The organism is Catenulispora acidiphila DSM 44928 (assembly GCF_000024025.1).
Taxonomy (GTDB): Bacteria; Actinomycetota; Actinomycetes; order Streptomycetales; family Catenulisporaceae; genus Catenulispora; species Catenulispora acidiphila.
Window position 1 is genome coordinate 2,781,212 of the sequence record NC_013131.1, and the last position, 21,480, is coordinate 2,802,691.

At 71.4% G+C, this 21,480-nt stretch carries 19 protein-coding genes; 14 read left to right on the forward strand and 5 right to left on the reverse strand.

Going from position 1 to position 21,480, the window contains the following annotated elements:
* Positions 1-36: 36 nt before the first annotated feature.
* From CACI_RS12260 to CACI_RS12290, 7 genes are all read left to right on the forward strand, one after another.
* On the forward strand, positions 37-978 hold the full coding sequence (locus CACI_RS12260) for a helix-turn-helix transcriptional regulator (RefSeq protein WP_012786671.1): 942 nt from the start codon (positions 37-39) through the stop codon (positions 976-978).
* Between the two features lie 61 nt (positions 979-1,039).
* A complete protein-coding gene (gene aroH / locus CACI_RS12265; protein ID WP_012786672.1) occupies positions 1,040-1,402 on the forward strand; it encodes a chorismate mutase in 363 nt (120 codons plus the stop codon).
* Between the two features lie 31 nt (positions 1,403-1,433).
* Entirely contained in the window at positions 1,434-2,519 is a 1,086-nt protein-coding gene (locus CACI_RS12270) for a prephenate dehydrogenase (protein WP_012786673.1), read from the forward strand.
* Positions 2,520-2,581: 62 nt separating this feature from the next.
* Positions 2,582-3,739: a metallophosphoesterase family protein gene (locus CACI_RS12275; protein ID WP_012786674.1), complete on the forward strand. Its 1,158-nt coding sequence runs from the start codon at positions 2,582-2,584 to the stop codon at positions 3,737-3,739.
* The gene (locus CACI_RS53495) at positions 3,736-6,891 is read left to right on the forward strand and encodes an AAA family ATPase (protein WP_012786675.1); all 3,156 of its coding nucleotides are present in this window, start codon (positions 3,736-3,738) and stop codon (positions 6,889-6,891) included. Before CACI_RS12275 ends, CACI_RS53495 begins: the two co-directional genes overlap by 4 nt.
* Entirely contained in the window at positions 6,860-8,146 is a 1,287-nt protein-coding gene (locus CACI_RS12285; RefSeq protein ID WP_012786676.1) for a DUF445 domain-containing protein, read from the forward strand. The genes CACI_RS53495 and CACI_RS12285 overlap by 32 nt, the downstream gene beginning before the upstream one ends.
* Before the next feature lie 118 nt (positions 8,147-8,264).
* The gene (locus CACI_RS12290; RefSeq protein ID WP_012786677.1) at positions 8,265-9,299 is read left to right on the forward strand and encodes an NAD-dependent epimerase/dehydratase family protein; all 1,035 of its coding nucleotides are present in this window, start codon (positions 8,265-8,267) and stop codon (positions 9,297-9,299) included.
* A gap of 114 nt (positions 9,300-9,413) precedes the next feature.
* Here CACI_RS12290 and CACI_RS12295 read toward each other — a convergent pair whose 3' ends face one another.
* Together CACI_RS12295 and CACI_RS12300 are read right to left on the reverse strand one after the other, a co-directional pair.
* Positions 9,414-10,469, reverse strand: a complete 1,056-nt coding sequence (locus tag CACI_RS12295; RefSeq protein WP_012786678.1) for a lactonase family protein — start codon at positions 10,467-10,469, stop codon at positions 9,414-9,416.
* A 15-nt stretch (positions 10,470-10,484) separates the two neighbouring features.
* Positions 10,485-11,669, reverse strand: a complete 1,185-nt coding sequence (locus tag CACI_RS12300) for a permease (RefSeq protein ID WP_012786679.1) — start codon at positions 11,667-11,669, stop codon at positions 10,485-10,487.
* Positions 11,670-11,741: 72 nt separating this feature from the next.
* On the opposite strand from CACI_RS12300, the gene CACI_RS12305 reads away from it, so the two are divergent.
* From CACI_RS12305 to CACI_RS12330, 6 genes are all read left to right on the forward strand, one after another.
* Positions 11,742-12,176, forward strand: a complete 435-nt coding sequence (locus tag CACI_RS12305) for a DUF6153 family protein (protein WP_012786680.1) — start codon at positions 11,742-11,744, stop codon at positions 12,174-12,176.
* A gap of 58 nt (positions 12,177-12,234) precedes the next feature.
* Positions 12,235-13,107 carry a hypothetical protein gene (locus CACI_RS12310; protein ID WP_012786681.1) on the forward strand — a complete coding sequence of 291 codons (873 nt, stop codon included), beginning with the start codon at positions 12,235-12,237 and terminating at the stop codon, positions 13,105-13,107.
* An 82-nt stretch (positions 13,108-13,189) separates the two neighbouring features.
* The gene (locus CACI_RS47705) at positions 13,190-13,516 is read left to right on the forward strand and encodes a heavy-metal-associated domain-containing protein (protein WP_012786682.1); all 327 of its coding nucleotides are present in this window, start codon (positions 13,190-13,192) and stop codon (positions 13,514-13,516) included.
* A gap of 117 nt (positions 13,517-13,633) precedes the next feature.
* Positions 13,634-14,410 (forward strand): electron transfer flavoprotein subunit beta/FixA family protein, encoded by a 777-nt coding sequence (locus tag CACI_RS12320; protein WP_012786683.1) that lies wholly within the window; start codon positions 13,634-13,636, stop codon positions 14,408-14,410.
* Between the two features lie 34 nt (positions 14,411-14,444).
* Positions 14,445-15,698 carry an electron transfer flavoprotein subunit alpha/FixB family protein gene (locus CACI_RS12325; protein ID WP_012786684.1) on the forward strand — a complete coding sequence of 418 codons (1,254 nt, stop codon included), beginning with the start codon at positions 14,445-14,447 and terminating at the stop codon, positions 15,696-15,698.
* 59 nt (positions 15,699-15,757) lie between these two features.
* Positions 15,758-17,923 (forward strand): (Fe-S)-binding protein, encoded by a 2,166-nt coding sequence (locus CACI_RS12330; RefSeq protein ID WP_012786685.1) that lies wholly within the window; start codon positions 15,758-15,760, stop codon positions 17,921-17,923.
* Here the strand turns inward: CACI_RS12330 and CACI_RS12335 are convergent.
* The 3 genes from CACI_RS12335 to sigJ form a co-directional block, all read right to left on the reverse strand.
* Positions 17,910-18,608 carry an HAD family hydrolase gene (locus CACI_RS12335; RefSeq protein WP_012786686.1) on the reverse strand — a complete coding sequence of 233 codons (699 nt, stop codon included), beginning with the start codon at positions 18,606-18,608 and terminating at the stop codon, positions 17,910-17,912. The genes CACI_RS12330 and CACI_RS12335 overlap by 14 nt on opposite strands.
* A 22-nt stretch (positions 18,609-18,630) precedes the next feature.
* Positions 18,631-19,269: an alpha/beta hydrolase family protein gene (locus tag CACI_RS12340; RefSeq protein ID WP_012786687.1), complete on the reverse strand. Its 639-nt coding sequence runs from the start codon at positions 19,267-19,269 to the stop codon at positions 18,631-18,633.
* 361 nt (positions 19,270-19,630) lie between these two features.
* Positions 19,631-20,533 (reverse strand): RNA polymerase sigma factor SigJ, encoded by a 903-nt coding sequence (sigJ, locus tag CACI_RS12345; RefSeq protein WP_012786688.1) that lies wholly within the window; start codon positions 20,531-20,533, stop codon positions 19,631-19,633.
* Between the two features lie 102 nt (positions 20,534-20,635).
* Here sigJ and wrbA point away from each other — a divergent pair, with 102 nt between their 5' ends.
* Entirely contained in the window at positions 20,636-21,253 is a 618-nt protein-coding gene (wrbA, locus tag CACI_RS12350) for an NAD(P)H:quinone oxidoreductase (RefSeq protein ID WP_012786689.1), read from the forward strand.
* The last annotated feature ends 227 nt before the right edge of the window (positions 21,254-21,480 follow it).

The window sequence follows — 21,480 nt, forward strand, 5'->3', positions numbered from 1 at the left end:
ACCAGTACCTGGCACCATGATGCCCGACGAGGCATCATGGTGTTCGTGAGCATAGACATCTCCGTCGCCCCGGTGACCACCAGCCGTACAGCCGGCAAAGACGCCGCGCCGCAGCGCCGGTCGGAACTGGCCTCCTTCCTGCGCAGCCGCCGCGAGCGGCTGGACCCGGAGGTGCTGGGACTGCCGACCGGCACCCGGCGCCGGACCCCGGGCCTGCGCCGCGAGGAGGTCGCGCAGCTCGCCGGGGTGGGGGTGACCTGGTACACCTGGCTGGAGCAGGGCCGCCAGATCAACGCCAGCGTCCAGGTCCTGGACGCCGTGGCCCGCACCCTGCGGCTGGATCCGGCCGAGACCGAGCACCTGTACCAGCTCGCCGACATCCCGGCGGTCCCGGCGGTGAACGGCTGCCGGCGGCTGGACCCGGAGGTCCAGCAGATCCTGGACGGCCTGGACCCGCTGCCCGCCTCGGTCGTCAACGGCCGCAGCGACATCCTGGCCTGGAACCGCTCCTACGCGCTGCTGTTCCCGTTCCTGGTGAACCTGCCCGAGGACAAGCGGAACTCGCTGTGGTCCTGCTTCACCAGCCCGAAGTGCTGCCATCCGTTCGTGAACCGCAGCGAGGACCTGTCCCGGATGGTCGCCAACTTCCGCGCCCGCTACGGCCGCCACGTCGGCGAGCCGGCGTGGGAGGAGTTCGTCAAGCGGCTGTGCGCCGCCAGCCCGGAGTTCGCCGAGCTGTGGGCCGAGCACGGCGTGGCCGACGGCGGCGTCCGGGTGAAGGTCTTCCGGCATCCGGCGATCGGCGAGCTCAACGTCGTGGTGACCACCTTCGACGTCGCCGCCACCCCGGAGACCCGGATGACGGTGTACACCCCGAACGACGCGAACACCCGTGAGCGCTTCGAGCTGCTGCGCGAGGACAGCCTCCCCAGCGGCTTCACCTACCCCTGCGGCCACAGCTTCGACCCGCCGGCGTAGCGGCGTCTCGCACGGCGGGACGCCGCGCGACGCGGATTCGTGTGATCAGTAGGGTGGCTTCATGGCAGTCCGGGCGGTACGAGGCGCGATCCAGCTGGACCTAGATGACCGGGACCACCTGTTGGCCGGCACGACGGAGCTGGTCAAGCAGGTGTTGGAGCAGAACGGCTTCGCTGTCGAGGACCTGATCAGCATGCTGTTCACGGCTACTCCCGACCTGCACAGCGAGTTCCCGGCTCTCGCCGCGCGGGAGCTGGGCATCGTCGACGTGCCCCTGATGTGCGCGCAGGAGATCGACGTCACCGGCGCGATGCCGCGCGTGGTCCGTCTGCTGGCGCATGTGGAGACGCTGCGTGCCAAGAACGAGATACAGCATGTCTACCTAGGTGGAGCTGCTGCTCTGCGCAGGGACATAGCGCAGTAGCCACGCGCCGGAAGCCGATAGGGTTTCCGGTATGCGCTCCGCCCTGGTCGTCGGCACTGGACTCATCGGCACGTCCATCGCCTTGGCGTTGACCCGCCGCGGCATCGACGTGCACCTCAGCGACACCGACGAGGGCGCCGCGCGGACCGCGGCCTCCCTGGGCGCCGGCCACACCGGCCGCCCCGCGCAGCCGGTCGACCTGTGCATCCTGGCCGTCCCGCCGGCGCGCATAGGAGCGATGCTGGCGCAGGCGCAGCGCGAGGAGTGGTCCCGCGTCTACACCGACGTCGGCTCGGTGAAGGCGCTGGTGCACACCTCCGCCGAGGACGCCGGCGCCGACCTGAGCCGCTTCATCGGCGGCCACCCGCTGGCCGGCCGCGAGCGCTCCGGTCCGCTGGCCGCCCGCTGGGATCTGTTCGAGGGGCGTCCCTGGGTGCTGACACCCGGCGCGACCACCTCCCGCGACGCCCTGAACCAGGCGCTGGAACTGGTCTCGCTGTGCGGCGCGGTACCGGTCGTGATGGACACCGACGAGCACGACCACGCCGTGGCCCTGATCTCGCACGCCCCGCACCTGGTCGCCGCGCTGATGGCGGCGCGCTTGGAGGGCGCCCGCGAGGAGTCGGTGCGCATCTCCGGTACCGGTATCCGAGACCTGACACGCATCGCCGGCGGCGCCCCGGAGCTGTGGGAGGACATCCTCGCCGCCAACGCCCCGGCGATCGCCGAGGTCCTCGCCGCCTACGCCACAGACCTCACCGCGGCGGTGGACGCGCTGCGCGCCGTCGCCGGCCCGGACGCCGAAGCCGCCAAGCGCGGCGCCGCCAACCTGGCCGACCTGCTGCGCCGCGGCAACGCCGGGCAGGCGCGCATCCCGGGCAAGCACGGAACGGCTTCGGCCTCTTACACCGCGGTACCGGTGCTGATCTCCGACCGGCCCGGCGAGCTGGCGCGGCTGTTCGCGGCGGCCGGCAGCGTCGGGGTGAACATCGAGGACGTGCGCATCGACCACTCCCCGGGCCGCGAGGCGGGTCTGGTGGAACTGCTGGTGGACCCGACCGTGTCCGACCGCCTGGCGGCGGACCTGGCGGCGTCCGGCTGGACGGTTCAGTCCTGATTCGCCACGGGCTGCCGGGATCCGTGACGGGCTGACGGTCCCACCGTCTACCGTGGACCTCTATGCGATTCCTGCACACCGCCGACTGGCAGCTCGGCATGGGCCGGCGGTTCCTGGACCCCGAGCGCCAGGGCCAGTTCGACGCCGCGCGGCGTGACGTCCTGGGCACGCTGGGGCGTCTGGCGGTGTCCGAGGGCTGCGAAGCGATCGTGGTCGGCGGGGACGTGTTCGAGACGAACACCGAGTCGGCGCGCACGGTGCGGCAGGCGATGGAGAAGCTGAAAGGCCTGCCGCTGAAGGTGTTCCTGCTGCCGGGCAACCACGATCCGCTGAACGCGGCGTCGATCTGGGGCTCAGAGCGCTTCGCCCAAGCGTGCCCGGAGAACGTGGTGGTGCTGCGCGACGAGACGCCGGTCGAGGTGCGCCCGGGCTTCGAGGTGGTCGGCGCGCCGTGGCGCTCCAAGCGCCCGACCTCGGACCTGCTCGGCGACCTGCTCGGCGCGCTGGACCCGGCGCCGCCCGGCGTGGTGCGCGTCGTGGTCGCCCACGGCGCGGTCGACGCCGTCGCCCCGCAGTCCGACCCGGTGTCGCTGATCCGCGTCGCCGGCGTCCGCGCCGCGCTGGAGGCGGGCAAGGCGCACTACGTCGCGCTCGGCGACCGGCATTCGACCACTGAGGTGACGCCGCGGGTGTGGTACTCCGGGGCGCCGGAGCCGACGGCGTTCGTGGAGACCGATCCGGGCAACGTCCTGGTGGTCGAGATCGACGAGGACGATTTGTCCCGGCCGCCGATGGTCGCCAAGCACCGGGTGGCGACGTGGCGGTTCCGCTCGGTGGAGGGTACCGAGGGCGAGCTGAACGGCGCCGCGGACATCGCCGGGCTGCGCGAGCGGCTGGACGCGATGCCGGACAAGGAGCGCACGATCGTGAAGCTGCGGCTGCGCGGCGTGCTGTCGGTGTCCGACAAGGCGGCGTACGACGACTTGCGCCGCACCAGCGAGGACCTGTTCGCCGCCGTCGTCGACTCCTCGCGCTCGCACCTGGAGGTGCGCCCCGACGACGCCGACTTCGGAACCCTGGGCCTGAGCGGCTTCGCCGCGCGCGCCGTCGACGACCTGCGGGAGCTGGCGACCGGCCCGGACCCGGACGCGGCCCGCCGCGCCTCCGACGCGCTGGCCCTGCTGGTCACGCTCTCTCCGCTCTCCGGGAGGGCTTCGTGAGGCTGCTGCGGATCCGGCTGACGAACTTCCGCGGCGTCGCCGACCGGGAGCTGACGTTCGCCGAGCACGGGGTGACCGTGGTCGAGGGCCCGAACGAGTCCGGCAAGAGCAGCACCATCGAGGCCTTCGGCCTGCTCCTGGACGAGCTGGACTCCTCGCGCAAGGAGGCGGTGCGCGCCGTCAAGCCGCGGCACACCGACGCGAGCCCCGAGGTGGAGGCCGAGTTCCGGGTCGGCGGACACCACCTGGTGTACCGCAAGCGCTGGCTCCGTCCGCTGACCGAGCTGCGCGTCCTGGCGCCGGCGCCGGAGACCCTGACCGGACGCGAGGCGCACGAGCGGGTCCTGGCGATCCTGCATCAGGCCACGGACTACGACCTGTTCAAAGCCCTGCGGGTCCTGCAGGACAAGCCCTTCGACGTGGACCGCATCGCCGGCAGCGCCTCCCTGCGCGCCGCCCTCGACGCGGCCGCCGGCGGCGCCTCCGGACCCGGCGACGGCTCCGAGGACACGCTGGTCCAGCGGGTCGAGAAGGAGTTCGCGCGCTACTTCACCGCGAAGAACCACCAGCCGACGGGGGAGTACCGCGCGGCGCAGGACGCCGCCGCGACCGCCGCCGCCGAGGCCGCGGAGCTGGCTCAGACCCTGGCGCGCGTCGAGGCCGACACCGAGCGGCACGGCGAAGTGACGGCGCGCCTGGCCGAATTGCGCCAGCGGCTGGTGACGGACCGCGGCGACCTCGACACCCTCACGCAGCGCGCCAAGTCCGTGGAGACCCTCCGGGCACGCCGCGACGACGCGGCGACCCTGGTCGAGCGCGCCTCACGCGACGCCGAACTCGCAGCCCGCACATGGGAGGCGCGCCAGGCACTGGTGCGGAGCGTGAGCGACTACGAGGGCGAACTCCAGACGCTGGAGACCCAGATCGCCGCCCACACCGAACTCCGCACCGAGGCCGACACCCGCCGCACCGGCGCCTCAGCGATGCACCGCACCGCCGACGAGGCGCACCGCCTGGCCCTCCGCCGCTACCAGGAAGCCGACGCCGACTACCGCTGGATGCGCGACGTCTACGAACTGGAACGCGTCCGCGCCGACCGCGAAGCCCTCGCCGAAGCCGACCGCGAAGTAGAACTAGCCGCCGCCGAAACCGCCGCCACAGAGATCGACGACCGAGCCGTCGAAGCCATCGACCAAGCCGACCGCACCGTCCGCGACGCCCGCACCGCCATCGAAGTCGCCGCCGCGACGGTCCGCATCGAGCGGCTGGGGAGCGCGGCGGTCACGGTGTCGGTGCCGGACGCGCGCGCGGCAGCGGAGGCTTCGGGCGGCGGTGCTGGCGCAAGCTCCGCGGCGCTCGCGGAGGCAGGCGCATCCAGGACCAGCGCCTCCGCGACCCTGCCTGAGGCTCGCACCGGCACCAGCACCGACGCTGCCACTGCTGCCGCAGCCGCTGCCGCAGCCGCCATCGCCGCAGCCGCCAGCTCCGATGTGCTCGCCGAGGTCACCAGCGCCAACGCGCCCACGACCGCCACTCTGCCCGAGGCTCGCACCAGCGCTGGCACGACTACCCGCACCAGCAGCGACGCCGCCACCACCACCGCAGCTACCATCGCCGCAGCCGCCAGCTCCGATGTGCTCGCCGAGGTCGCCGGCACCGGCGCGCCCACCGCCACTACCACCAGCGCGCCCACCACCACCACCACCATCGCCGCCGCCAGCTCCCTCCTCCCCGAAGCTCGCACCGAGGCCGCCCTCGCCGCCCCTCTCGTCCGCCGCCTCACCGATCCCCTCGTCATCGAGGCCGAAGGCGTCCTGCGCGTCACCTTGGCTCCGGGTGCCAGTGAGCGGGAGTTGCGGGCGAAGCTCGATGCCGCCGAGTCCGGGCTCGTCGTGCTCTGCCATCAGGCGGGGGTGCGGGATCTCGCCGCTGCGCGTGTGCGCCTTCAGCGGTATGTCGAGGCGCGTGCTTCGCTTCTTGCCGCTGAGTCCGCGCGCAAGAAGCTGAGCAAGGATCCCGCCGTGCTGGCTGATGAGCAGGCGCGCCTTGAGGCCCGGATCGCCGACCATCTCGATCGTCGCGATGCCGGGGTGCTGCCGCCCGCTGATCGCGATGAGGCTGAGACCGTCGCCGAGCACCGCCGTGCCGAGTCCGAGGAGACCTCTGCGAACCTCGAGCGTGCGGGCGATGCCCTTCGCCTCGCCGAGGTGCGTGCCAACGAGCTCGCTGCTGATGCCCAGAAGCTCGCCGGTCGTGCTGAGCACCTGGCTGCCGAGCACGAGGCCGCGCGGACCCGCCTGGCCGAGGCCCGCCTCGTTGCCGCCGATGAGCTCATCGAGCAGCGTGACGCCGACGCGGCCCGGATCCTCGCGACCGCCGTGCAGGACCGTGCTGCCCATGACGCCAACTACCGCGACGCCCAGCCCGACCAGGTCGAATTTCTCCTGACCAACGCCCGGGACGTCGTCGCGCGCACCGAGTCCGAGATCAAGGACACCCGCGACGCTCTCCAGCACCTCGCCGGGCGCCTTGACGCCGTCGGCGACGACCTCGCCGACCGCCATCGGGAGGCCGAGGCCCGCCGGGACGGCGCCGAGCGGGATCTTGCCTCCGTCACCGCTCGCGCCGAGGCCGCGCGGCTGCTCCATGAAACCCTCCTGCGCCGCCGTGACGAGGCCACGCGTGCCTATCAGGGCCCGTTCAAGGAGCAGGTCGAGCGCTTCGGGCGCCTGGTCTTCGGAGCCTCCTTCGGCGTCAGCGTCGAGGCCGACCTGCGCATCGCCTCGCGCACGCTCGGCGGCCGCACCGATCCCTACGCCGAGCTGTCGACCGGCGCGCGCGAAGCCGTGGCGATGTGCGTGCGCCTGGCGTGCGCCGCGCTGGTCGGGCCCGACGGCGGCGTCCCGGTGATCATCGACGACGCGCTCGGCGCCGCCGACCCCGGCCGCCGCCGCATGCTCGGCGCGCTGCTCAACCACGCGGGCAGTGCGAGCAGCACAGCCAGCGCCCCCGAAACCGCCCCGAACCCGCCGCCGCAACCCACCCAAATCATCGTTTTCACCTGCGATCCGGACCGCTACCGCGCCGTCGGTTCGGCGCAAGTCCGCTCGCTGGGCCACAATGACGATCGTGACGAAAGCCCGGCCCAGTGACCCGCTGACCCCCAGCGAACTGCAGAAGCGGAGCGGGATGCGCCGCATGAAGTCGGTCGCGACCGGGTTCTTGTTGGCCGCCGCGATCGTCTACATCACCATGCGGATCCTGCAGAACCACGGCGTCCACGGCTGGACCGGCTACGTCGAGGCCGCCGCCGAGGCCGGCATGGTCGGCGGGCTGGCGGACTGGTTCGCGGTCACCGCGCTGTTCAAGCACCCGCTCGGCGTGCCGATCCCGCACACCGCGATCATCCCCAACCGCAAGGACCAGTTCGGCGAAGGGCTGGGCACCTTCGTCGGCGAGAACTTCCTGTCCGAGGACGTCATCCGCAGCCGCCTTTCCGCCCTCGGCATCTCCCGCCGCACCGGGCAGTGGCTCTCGCAGCCGGAGAACGCCGCGCGCGTCACCAAGGAGCTGGCGACCGCCGTGCGCGGGGTGCTGACCGTGCTGCGCGACGAGGACATCCAGAAGATCCTCGGCGACGCGGTCGCCGTCCGGCTGGCCAAGGCCGACCTGGCGACGCCGCTGGGCAACGTGCTCCAGCGCCTCACCGAGTCCGGCAACCACCACCAGGTGGTCGACATGGTGGCGGCGCGCGCCCACGACTGGCTGGAGGCGCACCCCGAGGCCATCGGCAACGCGGTCTCGAACGAGGCGCCGCTGTGGTCCCCGCGCTTCCTGGACGACGCCGTGGCCCGCCGCATCCAGCGCGAGCTGGTGAAGCTGGCCGGCAGCGTCCGCGACGACCAGAACCACCCGGTGCGCAAGGCCCTGGACCGGTTCATGGCCGACTACGCCGAGGAGCTGCGGACCGACCCGGAGACCCGCCGCCGCGTCGACAAGCTCAAGACCGAAGTGCTCGAACACCACGAGCTGCAGGGCGTCGTCGCCTCCGGCTGGACCGCCATGCGCCAGGCGGTGATAGACGCCGCCGAGGATCCCGACAGCGACCTGCAGGCGCGCGCCCGCGACGGGCTGCAGAGCCTCGGGCGCCGCCTGGAGACCGACACCGCCATGCAGGAGAAGGCCGACGGCTGGATCCGCGAGGTCGCGGTCCACCTGGTGACCACCTACCGCCAGGAGATCACGTCCCTGATCACCGACACCGTCGCGGCCTGGGACGGCCCGGCCACCTCCCGCAAGATCGAGCTCCAGGTCGGCCGCGACCTGCAGTTCATCCGGATCAACGGCACGGTGGTCGGCGCGCTGGCCGGCTTGGTGATCTACGCGGTCACCCAGCTCGCGTTCTGAGCGCGGCCGGGCCGCACTGAGCGCCGCGCCGCTGAGCGCGGCCGAGCCGTACCGAACGCTCTCCGCTGTCAGCAGACAGAGGTGGCCTCCCGCCTCCGCACGCTGCGAGGGTGGGGCAATGCGACTTCTCCTACTCGGCGGCAGCGCCTTCCTCGGCCGCGCCGTCGCGGCCGAGGCTCTGGCGGCGGGCCACGAGGTGACCGTCTTCAACCGCGGCCGCACCGCCCCGGACGTCCCCGGCGTCCAAGCCGTGCGCGGCGACCGGGAGTCCCAGGAAGACCTGGCGCGCCTAGCGGACCACGGACCCTGGGACGCGATCGTCGACACCTCCGGCTACGTCCCGCAAGTCGTCGGCGACGCCGTCCGCGCCCTGGCGAACAGCGCGCAGGCGTACGTGTTCATGTCGACCATCAACGTCTTCCCCGACTGGCCCGCCCAGCCCGTCACCGACGCCTCACCGCTCCACGAGTGCTCCCCGGACGCCGGTCCCGACGACGGCGACTACGGCACCCTGAAGGCAGGCTGCGAGCGCGTCGTCGCCCGCGACTTCCCCGGCCGCACCCTGTCCCTGCGCCTGGGCCTGCTCCTCGGCCCGCACGAGGACGTCGGCCGCCTCCCGACCCTCCTGCTCCGCATGGCCGACGCCGGAACCACCCGCGACCTCAGAACCCTGGCACCCGGCGACCCCGCCTCCCCGATCAACCCGATCGACGTCCGAGACATCGCCGCCTTCACCCTCAGCGCCATCGACCAAGGCCTCACCGGCGCCTACACCGTCGCCGGCACCCCCTCGAACGCCTCCACCTACGGCGAACTCCTCGAAGCATGCATCGACGCCACCGCCTCCGCAGCGCACCTCGAATGGCTCGACAGTGCCTTCCTGGAAACCCAGGACATCGCCTTCTGGAGCGAACTCCCGATCTGGATCCCCCCAGGCGATGTCCCCTGGGACGCGGACACCTCGCGCGCCGAAGCAGTCGGCCTACGCTGCCGCCCCCTGCGCGAAACGGTCCAGGACACCTGGGCCTGGCTGACCGCCGACGGAGGCGAGGCGCGGCGCACGTACGAGCCGCGCAGACCGCACGGTCTGAGCCCGGAGAAGGAGCGCGCGCTGCTGGCAGCGTGGGAAACGTGGAAGAGATCGCATCCATGAGCGAGTTACAGACCATGGAGGGGAGAACCGCGGTGGTGGTGCCACGTCCACCGCCGCGGTTCCCCTATGTCGCTGTCGCTGCAACCGCCGCTGCCGTTGCCGCAGCCGCCGGCGTCAGGCCGAGATCGGCAGCAGCGACGCCGGCGTCGTGACCGCGTACGGCGTCCCGACCGGCGTCAGCCGTCCGCTCGCGGCGTCGACCCGGAAGACGGTGATCGAGTCCGAGTGCTGGTTCGCGCTGAACAGCAGGGTGCCGTCGGGGGACAGGACGATGTCGCGCGGCCACGCGCCGCCGGCCGGTACCACCTCGACCGGCTCCAGGGTGGCGCCGTCGGCGGCGACGGCGAAGACCGCGATCGTGTCGTCGACGCGGTTGGAGGCGTAGAGGAAGCGGTCGTCGGCGGACACCCGGATCGCCGCGCACCAGGCGTGGTCGGACTTCGCGCGGTCGGCTTCGGCGCGGCTCTGCACCAGCTGGCCGACCTCGCCGGCGCCGGTCGCCTCGTCCCAGGAGCACACCGCGACGGTCCAGGAGACCTCGTTCAGCAGGTAGAAGTAGCGTCCGGAGCCGTGGAACGCCAGGTGGCGCGGGCCCGAGCCGCCGGGCAGCGTCACGACGCCGTGCTCGGTGAGGCGCCCGGCCTCGTAGGCGTACACGTACACCGTGTCGGTGCCCAGGTCCACGGCCAGCACCCAGCGTCCCGACGGCGAGACCGTCACCTGGTGCGCGTGCGGGCCCTCCTGCCGGTCGGCGCGCGGGCCCGAGCCGGTGTGCTGGATCAGCTGCGCGGGCTCGCTGCCGGTCACCCGGCCCTCGGCGTCGATCGGGAAGACGCCGACGGTCCCCGACACGTAGTTGGCGACGAACAGCGTGCTGCCGTCGGGGTGCAGCGCCAGGTGGCACGGCGCCGCGCCGCCGCTGGCGGTCTGGTCGCGCACGTCGCTGCCGCCCTCGGCGACGGTGAAGCGCGCGGAGGCCACGCGTCCCGCGGGCTCCTGCTCCACCACCGCCGTCAGGACGCCGCGCGCGCCGTCGTAGGCGACGTAGGAGGGGTCGGCGATGTCCACCGACGAGACCGGGGACAGCGCGCCGTCGGCGTCGTAGCGCAGGCAGTGCACGCCCGCTCCGTAGCCGCCGACCAGAAGATACGAGTTCGTGGAGTCGACCATGGTCGGTATTCTCGCCTAAGCGCCGTGACCGGTGTCCTCGGCGCTCGTCGAATGGTCCATCGCCATGTCGTCCGGCCCGCCGCCCATCATCCGCATCATCGCCATCCCGCCGCTGCGCCCGAACCGCACCACCAAAACGAGCGCCAGCACCAGGAACACGATGTTGAGCCACGTCGTGTAGTTCCACGTCACGCCCTCGCTCATCACCGACATCCCGCCGCGCCCCGGGATCCAGCCGAAGGCCTCGAACAGCAGCTCCACGACATAGCCCGCGCCGGCCATCGCGATGAAGAAGGTCCACAGCAGGAACCAGGCCGCGCGCCGGCCGTAGTACTTCTTGTAGATGTTCAGGATCGGCAGGATCAGCAGGTCCGCGAAGATGAACGCGGTCACCCCGCCGAAGCTGATCCCGCCCTTCCACAGCACCAGCGCCAGCGGCACGTTCCCGATCGAGCACACGAAGCTGACCACCGCCACCACCGGCCCGACCAGCGGACCCCAGATCCCGGCGAGGACCGGGTGCCCGGACAGGAAGAAGTGCTGCCAGAAGGAGTCCGGCACCCACGCCGCGATCGCCCCGGCGATGAGCAGCCCGATCACCAGGTCCCGCAGGATCGCCGCCCACTCCATGACGAACACGTGCGACACCGACGTGAACCCGGCGCGCGAGAGCAGCCGCCGCAGGAACGGTCCGTCCCCGGCCACCGCCATGTCCATCGCCGCGTGCCCCTCCATGGAGCCCGCGACCCCGCGGTCGGCCTGCTCCCGCGCCTCGTGCAGCAACGACGGCTTCAGGAAGCGCCGGAACAGCACCGCCAGCACCACGATCATGATCGGGCCGCCGACGAACTCCGCCAGCGTGAACTGCCAGCCCAGCAACAGCCACAGGATCACGCCGAGTTCCAGCACCAGGTTCGTCGAGCCGATCGCGAACGTGATCGCCGCGGTGAAGTTCGCGCCTTTGCGGAAAAGGGAGCGCGCCAGCGCCACCGCCGCATAGGAGCAGGACGAGGACGCCGCCCCCAGCAACGACGAAACCGCCAGCGTCTTCGGCCGGTCGTCGCCCAGCAGCCGCACGATCGTCGACTTGCGCACCACCGCCTGGATGACCGCCGACAGCGTGAACCCCAGGATCAGCGCCCAGGTGATCTCCCACGTCATCGAGCCTGTGATCCGCAACGCGTGCGTGATTGCGCCCATCGTCTCCGCCTCCCGCGCGCTACCCTATACCGGTAGCTGGTATCGACAGCTGGCATCGAGCGGGGAGAGAGCATGGCCCGCAGGACCGGACGGCAGCGTGTGATGCTGCTGTTCGCGGTGCTCGCCGGGCTGTTCCTGATGCACGGGCTCAGCGCTCCGTCGATGCACTGCATGCCGATATCGATGCAGACGCCGACATCCATGGCGATGCCGATAACGGCGCCGGTCTCCGCACCCGCAGACTCCGTGATGCCGCCGGAAGCGCAGATCCCGAGTACCCTCAGCGCCTCGGACGGCATGTCCGACCACATGCAGGCCGACCCGACCTGTGTCCCCCTGCGCCCCGAAGGCATGGCGGCCCTGTTCCTCGCGCTGTTCCTGCTCGTCATAGCGCCGTGGCGGCCCGGACTGCCCTTCCTCGCGCTCCTGATCCACCCGCGCTGGCCGCACGGTCCACCTCGGACCGGCGCCCAAGTCCTGCGCACGCTGAGCATCTCCCGGACGTGACAGACGGCTGCTTCCTTAGCCGTCAGTCCACGTATTCACCGGAAGGGTTTCCATTCTCATGCGTTCGATCAGCTGTGTCCGCTTCGTCCTGCTCGTCCCTGCCATCGTGAGCGTCCTGGCGCTCGCGGCGTGCAGCAGCTCCAGCTCCTCCTCGCCTGCTCCCTCCCATCCCCACTCCTCGATGGTCGGCATGGACGACGGCGGCGAGCTCATGTACATGGGCGACGGCCTGGCCGCCAGCGCCCAGGGCTACACCCTCGCCCCGGCCGGCGACTCGGTAGCGGCGGCGGGCTTCGCCTTCAAGATCCTCGGTCCCGACGGCAAGCCGGTCACCGCCTTCGAACCCGAGCAGACCAAGCTCATGCACTTCTACTTGATCCGCTCGGACTTGTCGGGCTTCCAGCACGTGCACCCGACGATGGCTGCGGACGGCACGTGGACCGCCCCGACCGAGGCCGCCGGGCCCGGTGCGTACCGGGTCTACGCGCAGTTCATCGCCAAGGGCGCCGACGGCCAGGCAGTCCCCCTGGTGCTGTCCCAGTCGGTCACGTCTGCCGGGTCGGCGCCGGATAAGCCGCTGCCCGCCGCGTCCTCGACCACCACGGTCGACGGCTACACCCTGACCGTCGACTCCTCGCAGCTCATGGCGGGGATGGAGATGCCGCTGAAGGTCTCGATCGCCGAGGACGGCAAGCCGGTGACCGATCTGGAGCCGTACCTGGAGACCTACGCCCACCTGTCCGGCTTCCACACCGGCGACCTGGCCATGGCGCACCTGCACCCGCAGGGCGGCGTCGCGACCACCCCGACCGGCGGTCCGGACCTGACCTTCGAGGCGACGCTGCCGAAGTCCGGGCAGTGGCGGATGTATCTCCAGTTCCAGACCGGCGGCGTGCTGCACACCGCGGCGGTGACGCTCGACGTCCGCTGACGGTCGGCGCGGGGTCCCGCTGTGAGCGAGATCACAGAGGGACCCTCCGGGCTCAATACCCTAGGGGGGTATAGTAGCCGTCATGACCGAGCTGACCGTGATCCAGCCCGAGGCGTCCGCCGCCTCGGGCTGTTCCTGTTGTGCCACCCCCGCCGCCGAAGCCGTCGCCGCCGCGCCGAAGGAGAGTCCCGTGTCCGAGGACCAGACCACCGCCGTCTACACCGTGTCAGGCATGACCTGCGATCACTGTGTCAAGTCCGTGACGGAAGAGGTCGGCGCGATCGACGGCGTCCAGAACGTGGACGTGGTCCTGGCGACCGGTCAGGTCACCGTCACCAGCGCCGCGCCGCTGACGGTCGAGGCCGTCGAGGCCGCCGTCGACGAGGCGGGCTACACCCTGGTCCACTGACCCGGCTTTCACCCCTGCGGGGAGTCGACGAGACCCCTGACACGCACCTCGCGTGTCAGGGGTCTTCTCGATTGGTCATCAGCCCTCTACACTCCCGCAGCAGTTGCGAGGTGTGGGATGAAGATCGTCGTTTTGACCAAGCACGTCCCGCAAGCGATCGCGGAGGTGTCGTTCGCCCAGGATCTGACCGTGGACCGGTCGGCGGTGCGCTGCCGCCTGCAGGACGCCGACGAGTACGCGGTCGAGCAGGCCGCGCGCATCGCCTGCCGTCGTCTCGACGTGCAGGTCACCGCCGTGACCATGGGCCCGTCCGGCGCGTCCGCCGCGCTGCGCGCCGCCCTGGCGCGCGGCGCCGACGAGGGCGTGCACGTCCTGGACGACGCCCTGCACGGCTCCGACGCCCCGGCCACCTCCCTGGTCCTGGCCGCCGTCTGCCGCCGCCTCGGCTTCGACCTGGTGCTGTGCGGCAGCGCCTCCACGGACTCCGCGATGTCCGTGATCCCCGCGATGCTCGCCGAACGCCTCGGCGTCCCGGCCCTGTGCTGCTGCGACAGCCTGCGCACCGAGGAGGACATGCTCCACGCCACCCGCGACGACGGCGCCGCCACCGAGGAACTGGCAGCCGCGATGCCCGCGGTGGTCTCGGTCACCGACCGCAGCGGCGAGCCTCGCTACCCGCGCTTCGAAGCCATCTCCGACGCCCGCCAGAAGCTGGTCCGCACATGGTCGCTGGCGGATCTGGGGATCGAGACGGCCGACGTCGGCCTGGCCGCCACCGCGACCAAGGTCGGCCGCGTCATCCGCACCGAAGCCGGCAGCACCGCCGTGGCCGAGGACCCCGCGAGCGCCGCGACCCGCATCGCCGACTTCCTGACCCGACGACAGTTCCTCTGACCCCGCACAACCGACATCGCGGCAAGGAGGCCGGATGGCGCACGTGGTGGCGCTCGTCGAACACGACGCGCGCGAGGGCACGGTGGCACGCTCGACGTGCGCGCTCCTGACGCTGGCCCGGCGGCTGGGGCAGCCGGTCGCGGCCTGCGCGACGGCGCCCGACGAGGAGACGATCGCGGTGCTGGGACGCTACGGCGCCACGGAGATCTGGTGCCCCGACGGTCCCGCCGGCGACGCCGCGACGGCGCTGCCGCTGCAACGCGGCGCGGCCGAACCCGCGCATGCCAATGCTGGTGCCGGCGCTGGCGCCGGTGGCGATGCCAGTGCCGGTGCCAGCGCCGGTCGCAGCGTCGGTGGCGATATCAGCGCCGGTCGCGGTATCGATGCCAGTGCCAGTGCCAGTGCCAGCGCCGGTCGCAGTGCCGGTGGCGATATCGGTGCCGGTCGCGGTATCGATGCCAGTGCCAGTGCCAGTGCCAGTGCCAGTGCCGGTGCCGGTCGCGATGTCATTGCCGGTGCCAGCCTCAGCGACACGGACCTCCTGGCAGCCATCGCCCACAGCCTCACCCCGGCAGCGATCCTCATAGCCGCGACCCACCGAGGCCAGGAAACCGCCGCGCGCCTGGCGATCCGCCTCGACTCCGGCATCATCACCGATGCCGTCGAGGTCCGCCCCGGCGCCCGAGGCCCGATCGCGGTCCAGCGCTGCCTCGCCGACTCCCACCTCGTCGAATCCAGCGTCGTGCGCGGCATCCCGATCATCACGGTCTGCCCCGAAGCCGCGGTCCCCGAGCCGAGTCCGAGCGAACCGGTCCTGCACACCGTCGCCGTCGAGCCCTCCCCGGCCCGCACTCCGCGAATAGTCGCGACCCTCAAGCCGCGCCCCGCGCGACCCGCCCTCGACCACGCCGACATCGTCGTCGCCGGCGGGCGCGGCATCGGCTCCCAAGCCGCCTTCGCCGTCCTGGCCGACGTCGCCGCGGCCCTCGGCGCCGCCGTCGCCGGCTCGCACACCGCCGCCGACCTCGGCTGGATCCCGCCCGAGGCGCGCGTCGGCCTCACCGGCAAGACCGTGAACCCGCGCCTGTACCTCGCCTGCGGCGTCTCCGGCTCGGTGCGCCACCGCGCCGGGATGCAGGGCGCGAAGACCGTCGTCGCGATCGGCGACGACCCCTCCGCCCCGATCTTCAAGCTCGCCGACCTCGCTGTCGTCGGCGACGCCCGCGCGATCCTGCCCGCGTTGCTGGCAGAGATCCTCAGCCGGACACAGCTTCGAAGTCAGACATAGATTCCAGCCCGACCTCACCCAACCCGTTCCCCCTTCCCTCGCAACGAACGGAGTCCCCTGTGGCTGTACGACTCATCATCGGCGCGGCGATCACGCTCACAGCGTTCGCATTGGCAGGACGCCGTGTGCTGATGCTCTATCGCCTGGGCCGCACGATGCAGCCGGCCGAGCCCGGGCGCGCCGACGAACCCGGTACCCGCTTGTGGGCGGTGACGACCGAGGTTTTGGGCCAGCGCAAGCTGCTGCGGTGGTCCGGTCCGGGACTCGCGCACGCCGCGGTGTTCTGGGGCTTCATGATCCTCGGCGCCACCATCGTCGAGGGCTTCGGGGCGCTGTTCGACCGGGACTTCCACATCCCGCTGATCGGCACGGACACCTGGCTGGGCTTCCTGGAGGACTTCTTCATCGTCGCGGTTCTGGCCGGTCTGCTGGCCTTCTCCGTGATCCGGCTGCGCCAGGACCCCGACAAGCGCGGCCGCCAGTCGCGCTTCTTCGGCTCGCACACGACCGCCGCCTGGGTCGTGCTGTTCATGATCTTCAACGTCATGTGGACCCTGCTGCTCTACCGCGGCGCGCAGATCAACACCGGCAACTTCCCCTTCCCGCACGGCGCGTTCGCCAGCCAGGCCGCCGGGCACGTGCTGCACGGCGCCGGCAAGACCGCCAACGACGTCTTCGAGACCGGCGGCCTGCTGCTCTCCCTCGGCGTGGTCCTGAGCTTCCTGGTGCTGGTCGTCAACTCCAAGCACCTGCACATCTTCCTGGCGCCGTTCAACATCGCCTTCTCCCGCCGCCCGCGCGCCCTGGGCCCGCTGCTGCCGGTCTACTCCGACGGCAAGGCCGTGGACTTCGAGGACCCGGGCGAGGACGACAAGATCGGCCGCGGCGCGATCGAGGACTTCACCTGGAAGGGCTTGCTGGACCTGGCGACCTGCACCGAGTGCGGACGCTGCCAGTCCCAGTGCCCGGCCTGGAACACTGAGAAGCCGCTGAGCCCGAAGCTGCTCATCATGAGCCTGCGCGACCACGCGCTGGCCAAGGCGCCGTACCTGCTCGCCGAGAGCGAGGAGGCCAGGGCGGCGATGGAGACCAGCGCGGTCGACGTCTTCGCCGAGGCCCAGCGTCCGCTGGTCGGCGGCGCGGACGTGAACGGCGTGATCGACCCCGACGTCCTGTGGTCCTGCGTGACCTGCGGCGCCTGCGTCGAGCAGTGCCCGGTGGACATCGAGCACGTCGACCACATCGTCGACATGCGCCGCTACCAGGTGCTCATCGAGGCCGAGTTCCCCCGCGAGGCCGGCACGATGCTCCGCAACCTGGAGAAGAACGGCGACCCCTGGGGACGCGGCGCCAAGGCCCGGCTGGAGTGGACGACCGGGCTGCCCTTTGAGGTCCGCGTCTTGGGGGCGAACGGGGAGGAGCGCATCCCCGAGGACGTCGAATACCTCTTCTGGGTCGGCTGCGCCGGCTCCCTGGACGACAACGCGAAGAAGACCTCCCGCAACGTCGCCGAACTCCTGCACGAGGCCGGGGTCGAGTTCATGATCCTGGGCTCGGGGGAGACCTGCACCGGCGACGCCGCCCGCCGCCTGGGTCAGGAGTTCCTGTTCCACGAGCTGGCGTCGCAGAACGTGGAGACGCTGAACACCGCGGGCGCCAAGAAGATCGTCGTCACCTGTGCGCACTGCTTCAACACCCTGGCCAACGAATACCCGCAGCTCGGCGGGAACTACGAGGTCGTGCACCACACCGAGCTGCTGGCCCGGCTGATCAAGGACGGCCGGATCAAGCCGGCCGGCGAGGTGGACGTCGCGGTCACCTACCACGACCCCTGCTACCTCGGCCGGCACAACCGGGTCTTCGACGCCCCGCGCGACATCCTGGGCACGATTCCCGGCGTGAAGCTGACCGAGATGCCGCGCAACCGCGAGAAGTCGTTCTGCTGCGGGGCGGGCGGCGCGCGGATGTGGATGGAGGAGACGATCGGCTCGCGGATCAACGAGACCCGGACCGACGAGGCGCTGGGCACGTCGCCGGACCTGGTGACCGCCGCGTGTCCCTACTGCATCGTGATGCTCACCGACGGCGTGGCGACGCGCAAGCAGCAGGGCAAGGCCGACGAGGCGGTGCGCGTCGCGGACGTCTCGGAGGTGCTGCTGCGGTCGGTGCGGGCGCCGGGGAAGACGCCGGCGCCGACCGTCACCGACCCGCCTACGACGCCGTGACCTCTCGCAGCACGCTGATCAAGGCATCCGGCCGCTCCTGGACCGGTACCTGATTGACGAAGTAGGTCCGCACGCCGAGCACGGACCCGCCGCCGTCGGCCGCATGGTCGCCGACCATGACGGCCGACGCCGGGTCCACGCCGAGGGTGTCGCACGCCAGCTGGAAGATCTTCGGGTCCGGCTTCACCATGCCGACCTCGTAGCTCAGCACGACCGCGTCCAGCAGCTCCAGCAGCCCGGCGTGCTTCAGGTGCGGCCGGATGTCGAAGGAGATGTTGCTGATCACCGCGGTCGCCAGACCCCGGTCCTTGGCCTCGCTCACCGCCTCCAGCGCGTCCGGATACGCCAACCACGCCTCCGGGGCGTTGCTGCGGTCGTACAGCGGCTCGACCAGCTCCGGCCACGGCCACCCGGACTCCCGGATCAGCCCGGTGTAGCACGCGCGATGGTGCGGCTCGTCCAGGTCGCGGGACTCATACAGCGCCGCGAGATGCTCCGGCACATACGTCGGATAGGCGCCGTACCAGGCGCCGGCCTCGATCAGCCGCGCGGCCCAGTGCTCGACCTCGCCCTCGTCCACCCCGATCCCGGCCGCCTCGGTGATGGCACGAACCCAGCTCTCCGCCGATTCGAAGTGCATCAGCGTGCCGGAGAAATCAAAGAGCATCGCGCGCGGCTGGTCCATGCCCAAGACTCTAGATGACTCCTTACCGCAGCAGCTCGCCGGTCCACTCCACGACCGCCGCTACCAGCGCATCCAGCACCGGCGGATCAACCTTCCTCACCTTGAAGGCATGATCCCCGGCAACCAGCCCCACAAGCCGATGCGTAGCCGGCAGCGAGGGAAACTCCGCCGCAGTCCCGAACGTGTCAGCACCAGCCTGCACGACCAACGTCGGCAACCCACTGCCGAGCAACTCCCCAGCCCGCGACTTCTCCGGCTTCCCCGGCGGATGCAACGGAAAAGCCAGCGCCACGACACCCACAGCCCCACTCACCAACCCGGTCCGGCACGCCACACGCGCACCGGCACTACGCCCACCGACCAGAAAGGGCGTCGAGCGCGCCCGCTTCCGCACCACCTCAGCAACCGGAACCCACCCCGCATCAAGCGTCTTCGGCGCCGGCGCGATCTTCTTCCCAGCCACCACCCACGGCTGCTCAACGAGCACCACCTCGACCCCAGACGCAGGCAGCGCACCAGCGATCGCCTGCAGATCCGCAGCCTGAATCCCGCCACCGGCACCATGTCCAAGCGCCAGCACCGCCCGCCGCTTGACGCGCGACGGAGTCGGGAAGCGAGTGAGCCGGGCATCGCCGACGGGAGTGGTGATCAGTTCCTGCACGCTGTCGAGGGTAGTTGCCGGGCACGGGTGCGGCGCGGCGGACGCGCGGCAATCGGTGGTCGGTACTTGGCCAGCCAGCGGCCAGCAGCCAGCAGCCAGCAGCCAGCAGCGAGCCCAGCAGTCAGCAGCCAGCAGCCAGCAGCCAGCAGCGAGCCCAGCAGTCAGCAGCCAGCAGCAAGCAGCCAGTAGTCGGCGGTCAGCAGCCAGCACTCAGCACCAAGCACCCAGCAGCCAGCATCAAGCAGCCAGCACTTGGCAGCCAGCGGTCGGCAGCCAGCAGCCAGCACTCAGCAGCCAGCGCTCAGCCATGCGCGTGCGAGAGCCCTGCTCGCCAAGCCCAGCGTGTCAGCCCTCTACTCCACTATTCCGCAACCGCCCCCACCCAGCCCTGCAACTTCTCCGGGTTCAGCACCGCCCATACCCGCGAGATCCGCCCCTGCTCGATCGCGAATGCCAGGACTGACACCGTCGCGCCGTCGACCCGTGCCGCCAGCCCGGGCTGTCCGTTCACCTCGACCTCCGCGAGCTCCATTCCCGGCGTTCCTGAGCGCTCGGCGAAGAACCTCGCCACTGCCTCGCGGCCGATCACCGGTTCCGGTGCCGCGTGGACGACGCCGCCGCCGTCGCCGGTCGCGACCGCGTCTGGAGCCAGTACTGCCAGGAGGCCTTCGATGTCGCCGGCGCTCCATGCGCGCTGGAAGGCGCGCACCACTCCGGCGTCGGGCGATGTGACCACTCCCGTGGCTGTCTCCACCCGCCGGCGGGCTGAGGTCGCCAGCTGTCGGCACGCTGCCGCCGAGCGGCCCACGATCTCGCCGACCTCGGCGAACGGATAGCGGAACACGTCGTGCAGGACGAAGGCGACGCGCTCGGCGGGCGTCATCGCGTCCAGTACCACCAGGAAGGCCATCGTCACCGACTCGTCCAGCGTGATCCGGTCCGCCGGGTCGCCGGGGTCCGAGCCCACGCTCACCCACGCCGACCGGCCCGGCAGCGGCTCGGGGATCCACTGCCCGACGTACCGCTCCCGCCGGGCGCGCGCCGATCCGAGCTGGTCCAGGCAGATCCGGCTGGCGACCGTGGTCAGCCACGCCGCCGGCGCCGCGATCTCCGCCTGCTGCGCACGCGAGAGCGCGTACCAGCGCACGTACGTCTCCTGCACCACGTCCTCGGCATCGGCGAGCGAACCGAGCAGCCGGTAGGCGAGGTTGAGCAGGTGTCTCCGCTCGCTGACCACGGCGGTCAGCCCGGGTTCCGACGACATCGACGACTCCTTCCGTACGCCCCTTACGACGAAGCAGCCCGCCGGATTGTGAGCTCGCACCCGCCGCCTCACATTCCCCTCCGCCATATCGTCGAACTGGGCATGGAACCCATCAACGTCGCGATCATCTACTACAGCGCCACCGGCACCATCCGTACCCTCGCCGACGCCGCCGCCGAAGGCGCCGAGAAGGCCGGCGCGACCGTCCGCGTGGTCAAGGTCGCTGAGACCGCCCCGCAGACCGCCATCGACGCCAATCCCGCCTGGATCGCCCACCTCGCCGCCACCGCCGACACCCCGCACGTCACCCACGACGACCTGACCTGGGCCGACGTGATCCTCTTCGGCTCTCCGACGCGCTTCGGCAACCCCGCCAGCCAGCTGCGCGCCTTCATCGAGACCACCGGTCCGCTGTGGTTCCAAGGCCTGCTCGCGGACAAGGTCTACTCGGCCTTCACCGCCTCCAACACAGCCCACGGCGGGCAGGAGTCGACCATCCTGGCCTTGGCGAACACCTTCTATCACTGGGGCGGCGTCATCGTGCCGCCCGGCTACACCGACCCGGTCCAGTTCAAGTCCGGCAATCCCTACGGCACCTCGCACGTCGTCGGCGAAGGTGCCCCGTCCGACGTCGCCCTGGACGCCGCACGCCACCAGGCTCGGCGCTGCGTCGCCATCGCCGCCGCGCTGAAGGCGGGCCGCGCGGCGCTGTCCGCCTAGAGGCCACCTGCCTGCCGCCTGACACCGTCTCAAGCCATCTCGAGGCGTCGCAAGCCGTCGCAAGCAGCCTCAAGCCGTCTGGCGCCACCTGGCGCCGCACGACGCACGCCCGCCGCCCGCCCCGCACCGGCTCGGCCCACTCGGTCCGCTGACCGGCCACGATCCCGCCGACAACCGCCGGACCAGCGCGTTTCCCATGCGGTAAGTCCCACTACTCCACCGGTCAC

Excerpts from the sequence above, each read along its gene's own strand:
- CACI_RS12275 (WP_012786674.1), top strand. The coding sequence starts at position 2,582 with ATGCGATTCCTGCACACCGCCGACTGGCAGCTCGGCATGGGCCGGCGG.
- aroH (WP_012786672.1), top strand. The coding sequence starts at position 1,040 with ATGGCAGTCCGGGCGGTACGAGGCGCGATCCAGCTGGACCTAGATGAC.
- CACI_RS12325 (WP_012786684.1), top strand. The coding sequence starts at position 14,445 with ATGGCGCACGTGGTGGCGCTCGTCGAACACGACGCGCGCGAGGGCACG.
- CACI_RS12285 (WP_012786676.1), top strand. The coding sequence starts at position 6,860 with ATGACGATCGTGACGAAAGCCCGGCCCAGTGACCCGCTGACCCCCAGC.
- CACI_RS12260 (WP_012786671.1), top strand. The coding sequence starts at position 37 with ATGGTGTTCGTGAGCATAGACATCTCCGTCGCCCCGGTGACCACCAGC.
- CACI_RS12320 (WP_012786683.1), top strand. The coding sequence starts at position 13,634 with ATGAAGATCGTCGTTTTGACCAAGCACGTCCCGCAAGCGATCGCGGAG.
- CACI_RS12310 (WP_012786681.1), top strand. The coding sequence starts at position 12,235 with ATGCGTTCGATCAGCTGTGTCCGCTTCGTCCTGCTCGTCCCTGCCATC.
- CACI_RS12305 (WP_012786680.1), top strand. The coding sequence starts at position 11,742 with ATGGCCCGCAGGACCGGACGGCAGCGTGTGATGCTGCTGTTCGCGGTG.
- CACI_RS12300 (WP_012786679.1), bottom strand. The coding sequence starts at position 11,669 with ATGGGCGCAATCACGCACGCGTTGCGGATCACAGGCTCGATGACGTGG.
- CACI_RS12295 (WP_012786678.1), bottom strand. The coding sequence starts at position 10,469 with ATGGTCGACTCCACGAACTCGTATCTTCTGGTCGGCGGCTACGGAGCG.
- wrbA (WP_012786689.1), top strand. The coding sequence starts at position 20,636 with ATGGAACCCATCAACGTCGCGATCATCTACTACAGCGCCACCGGCACC.
- CACI_RS12335 (WP_012786686.1), bottom strand. The coding sequence starts at position 18,608 with ATGGACCAGCCGCGCGCGATGCTCTTTGATTTCTCCGGCACGCTGATG.
- CACI_RS12290 (WP_012786677.1), top strand. The coding sequence starts at position 8,265 with ATGCGACTTCTCCTACTCGGCGGCAGCGCCTTCCTCGGCCGCGCCGTC.
- CACI_RS47705 (WP_012786682.1), top strand. The coding sequence starts at position 13,190 with ATGACCGAGCTGACCGTGATCCAGCCCGAGGCGTCCGCCGCCTCGGGC.
- sigJ (WP_012786688.1), bottom strand. The coding sequence starts at position 20,533 with ATGTCGTCGGAACCCGGGCTGACCGCCGTGGTCAGCGAGCGGAGACAC.
- CACI_RS12270 (WP_012786673.1), top strand. The coding sequence starts at position 1,434 with ATGCGCTCCGCCCTGGTCGTCGGCACTGGACTCATCGGCACGTCCATC.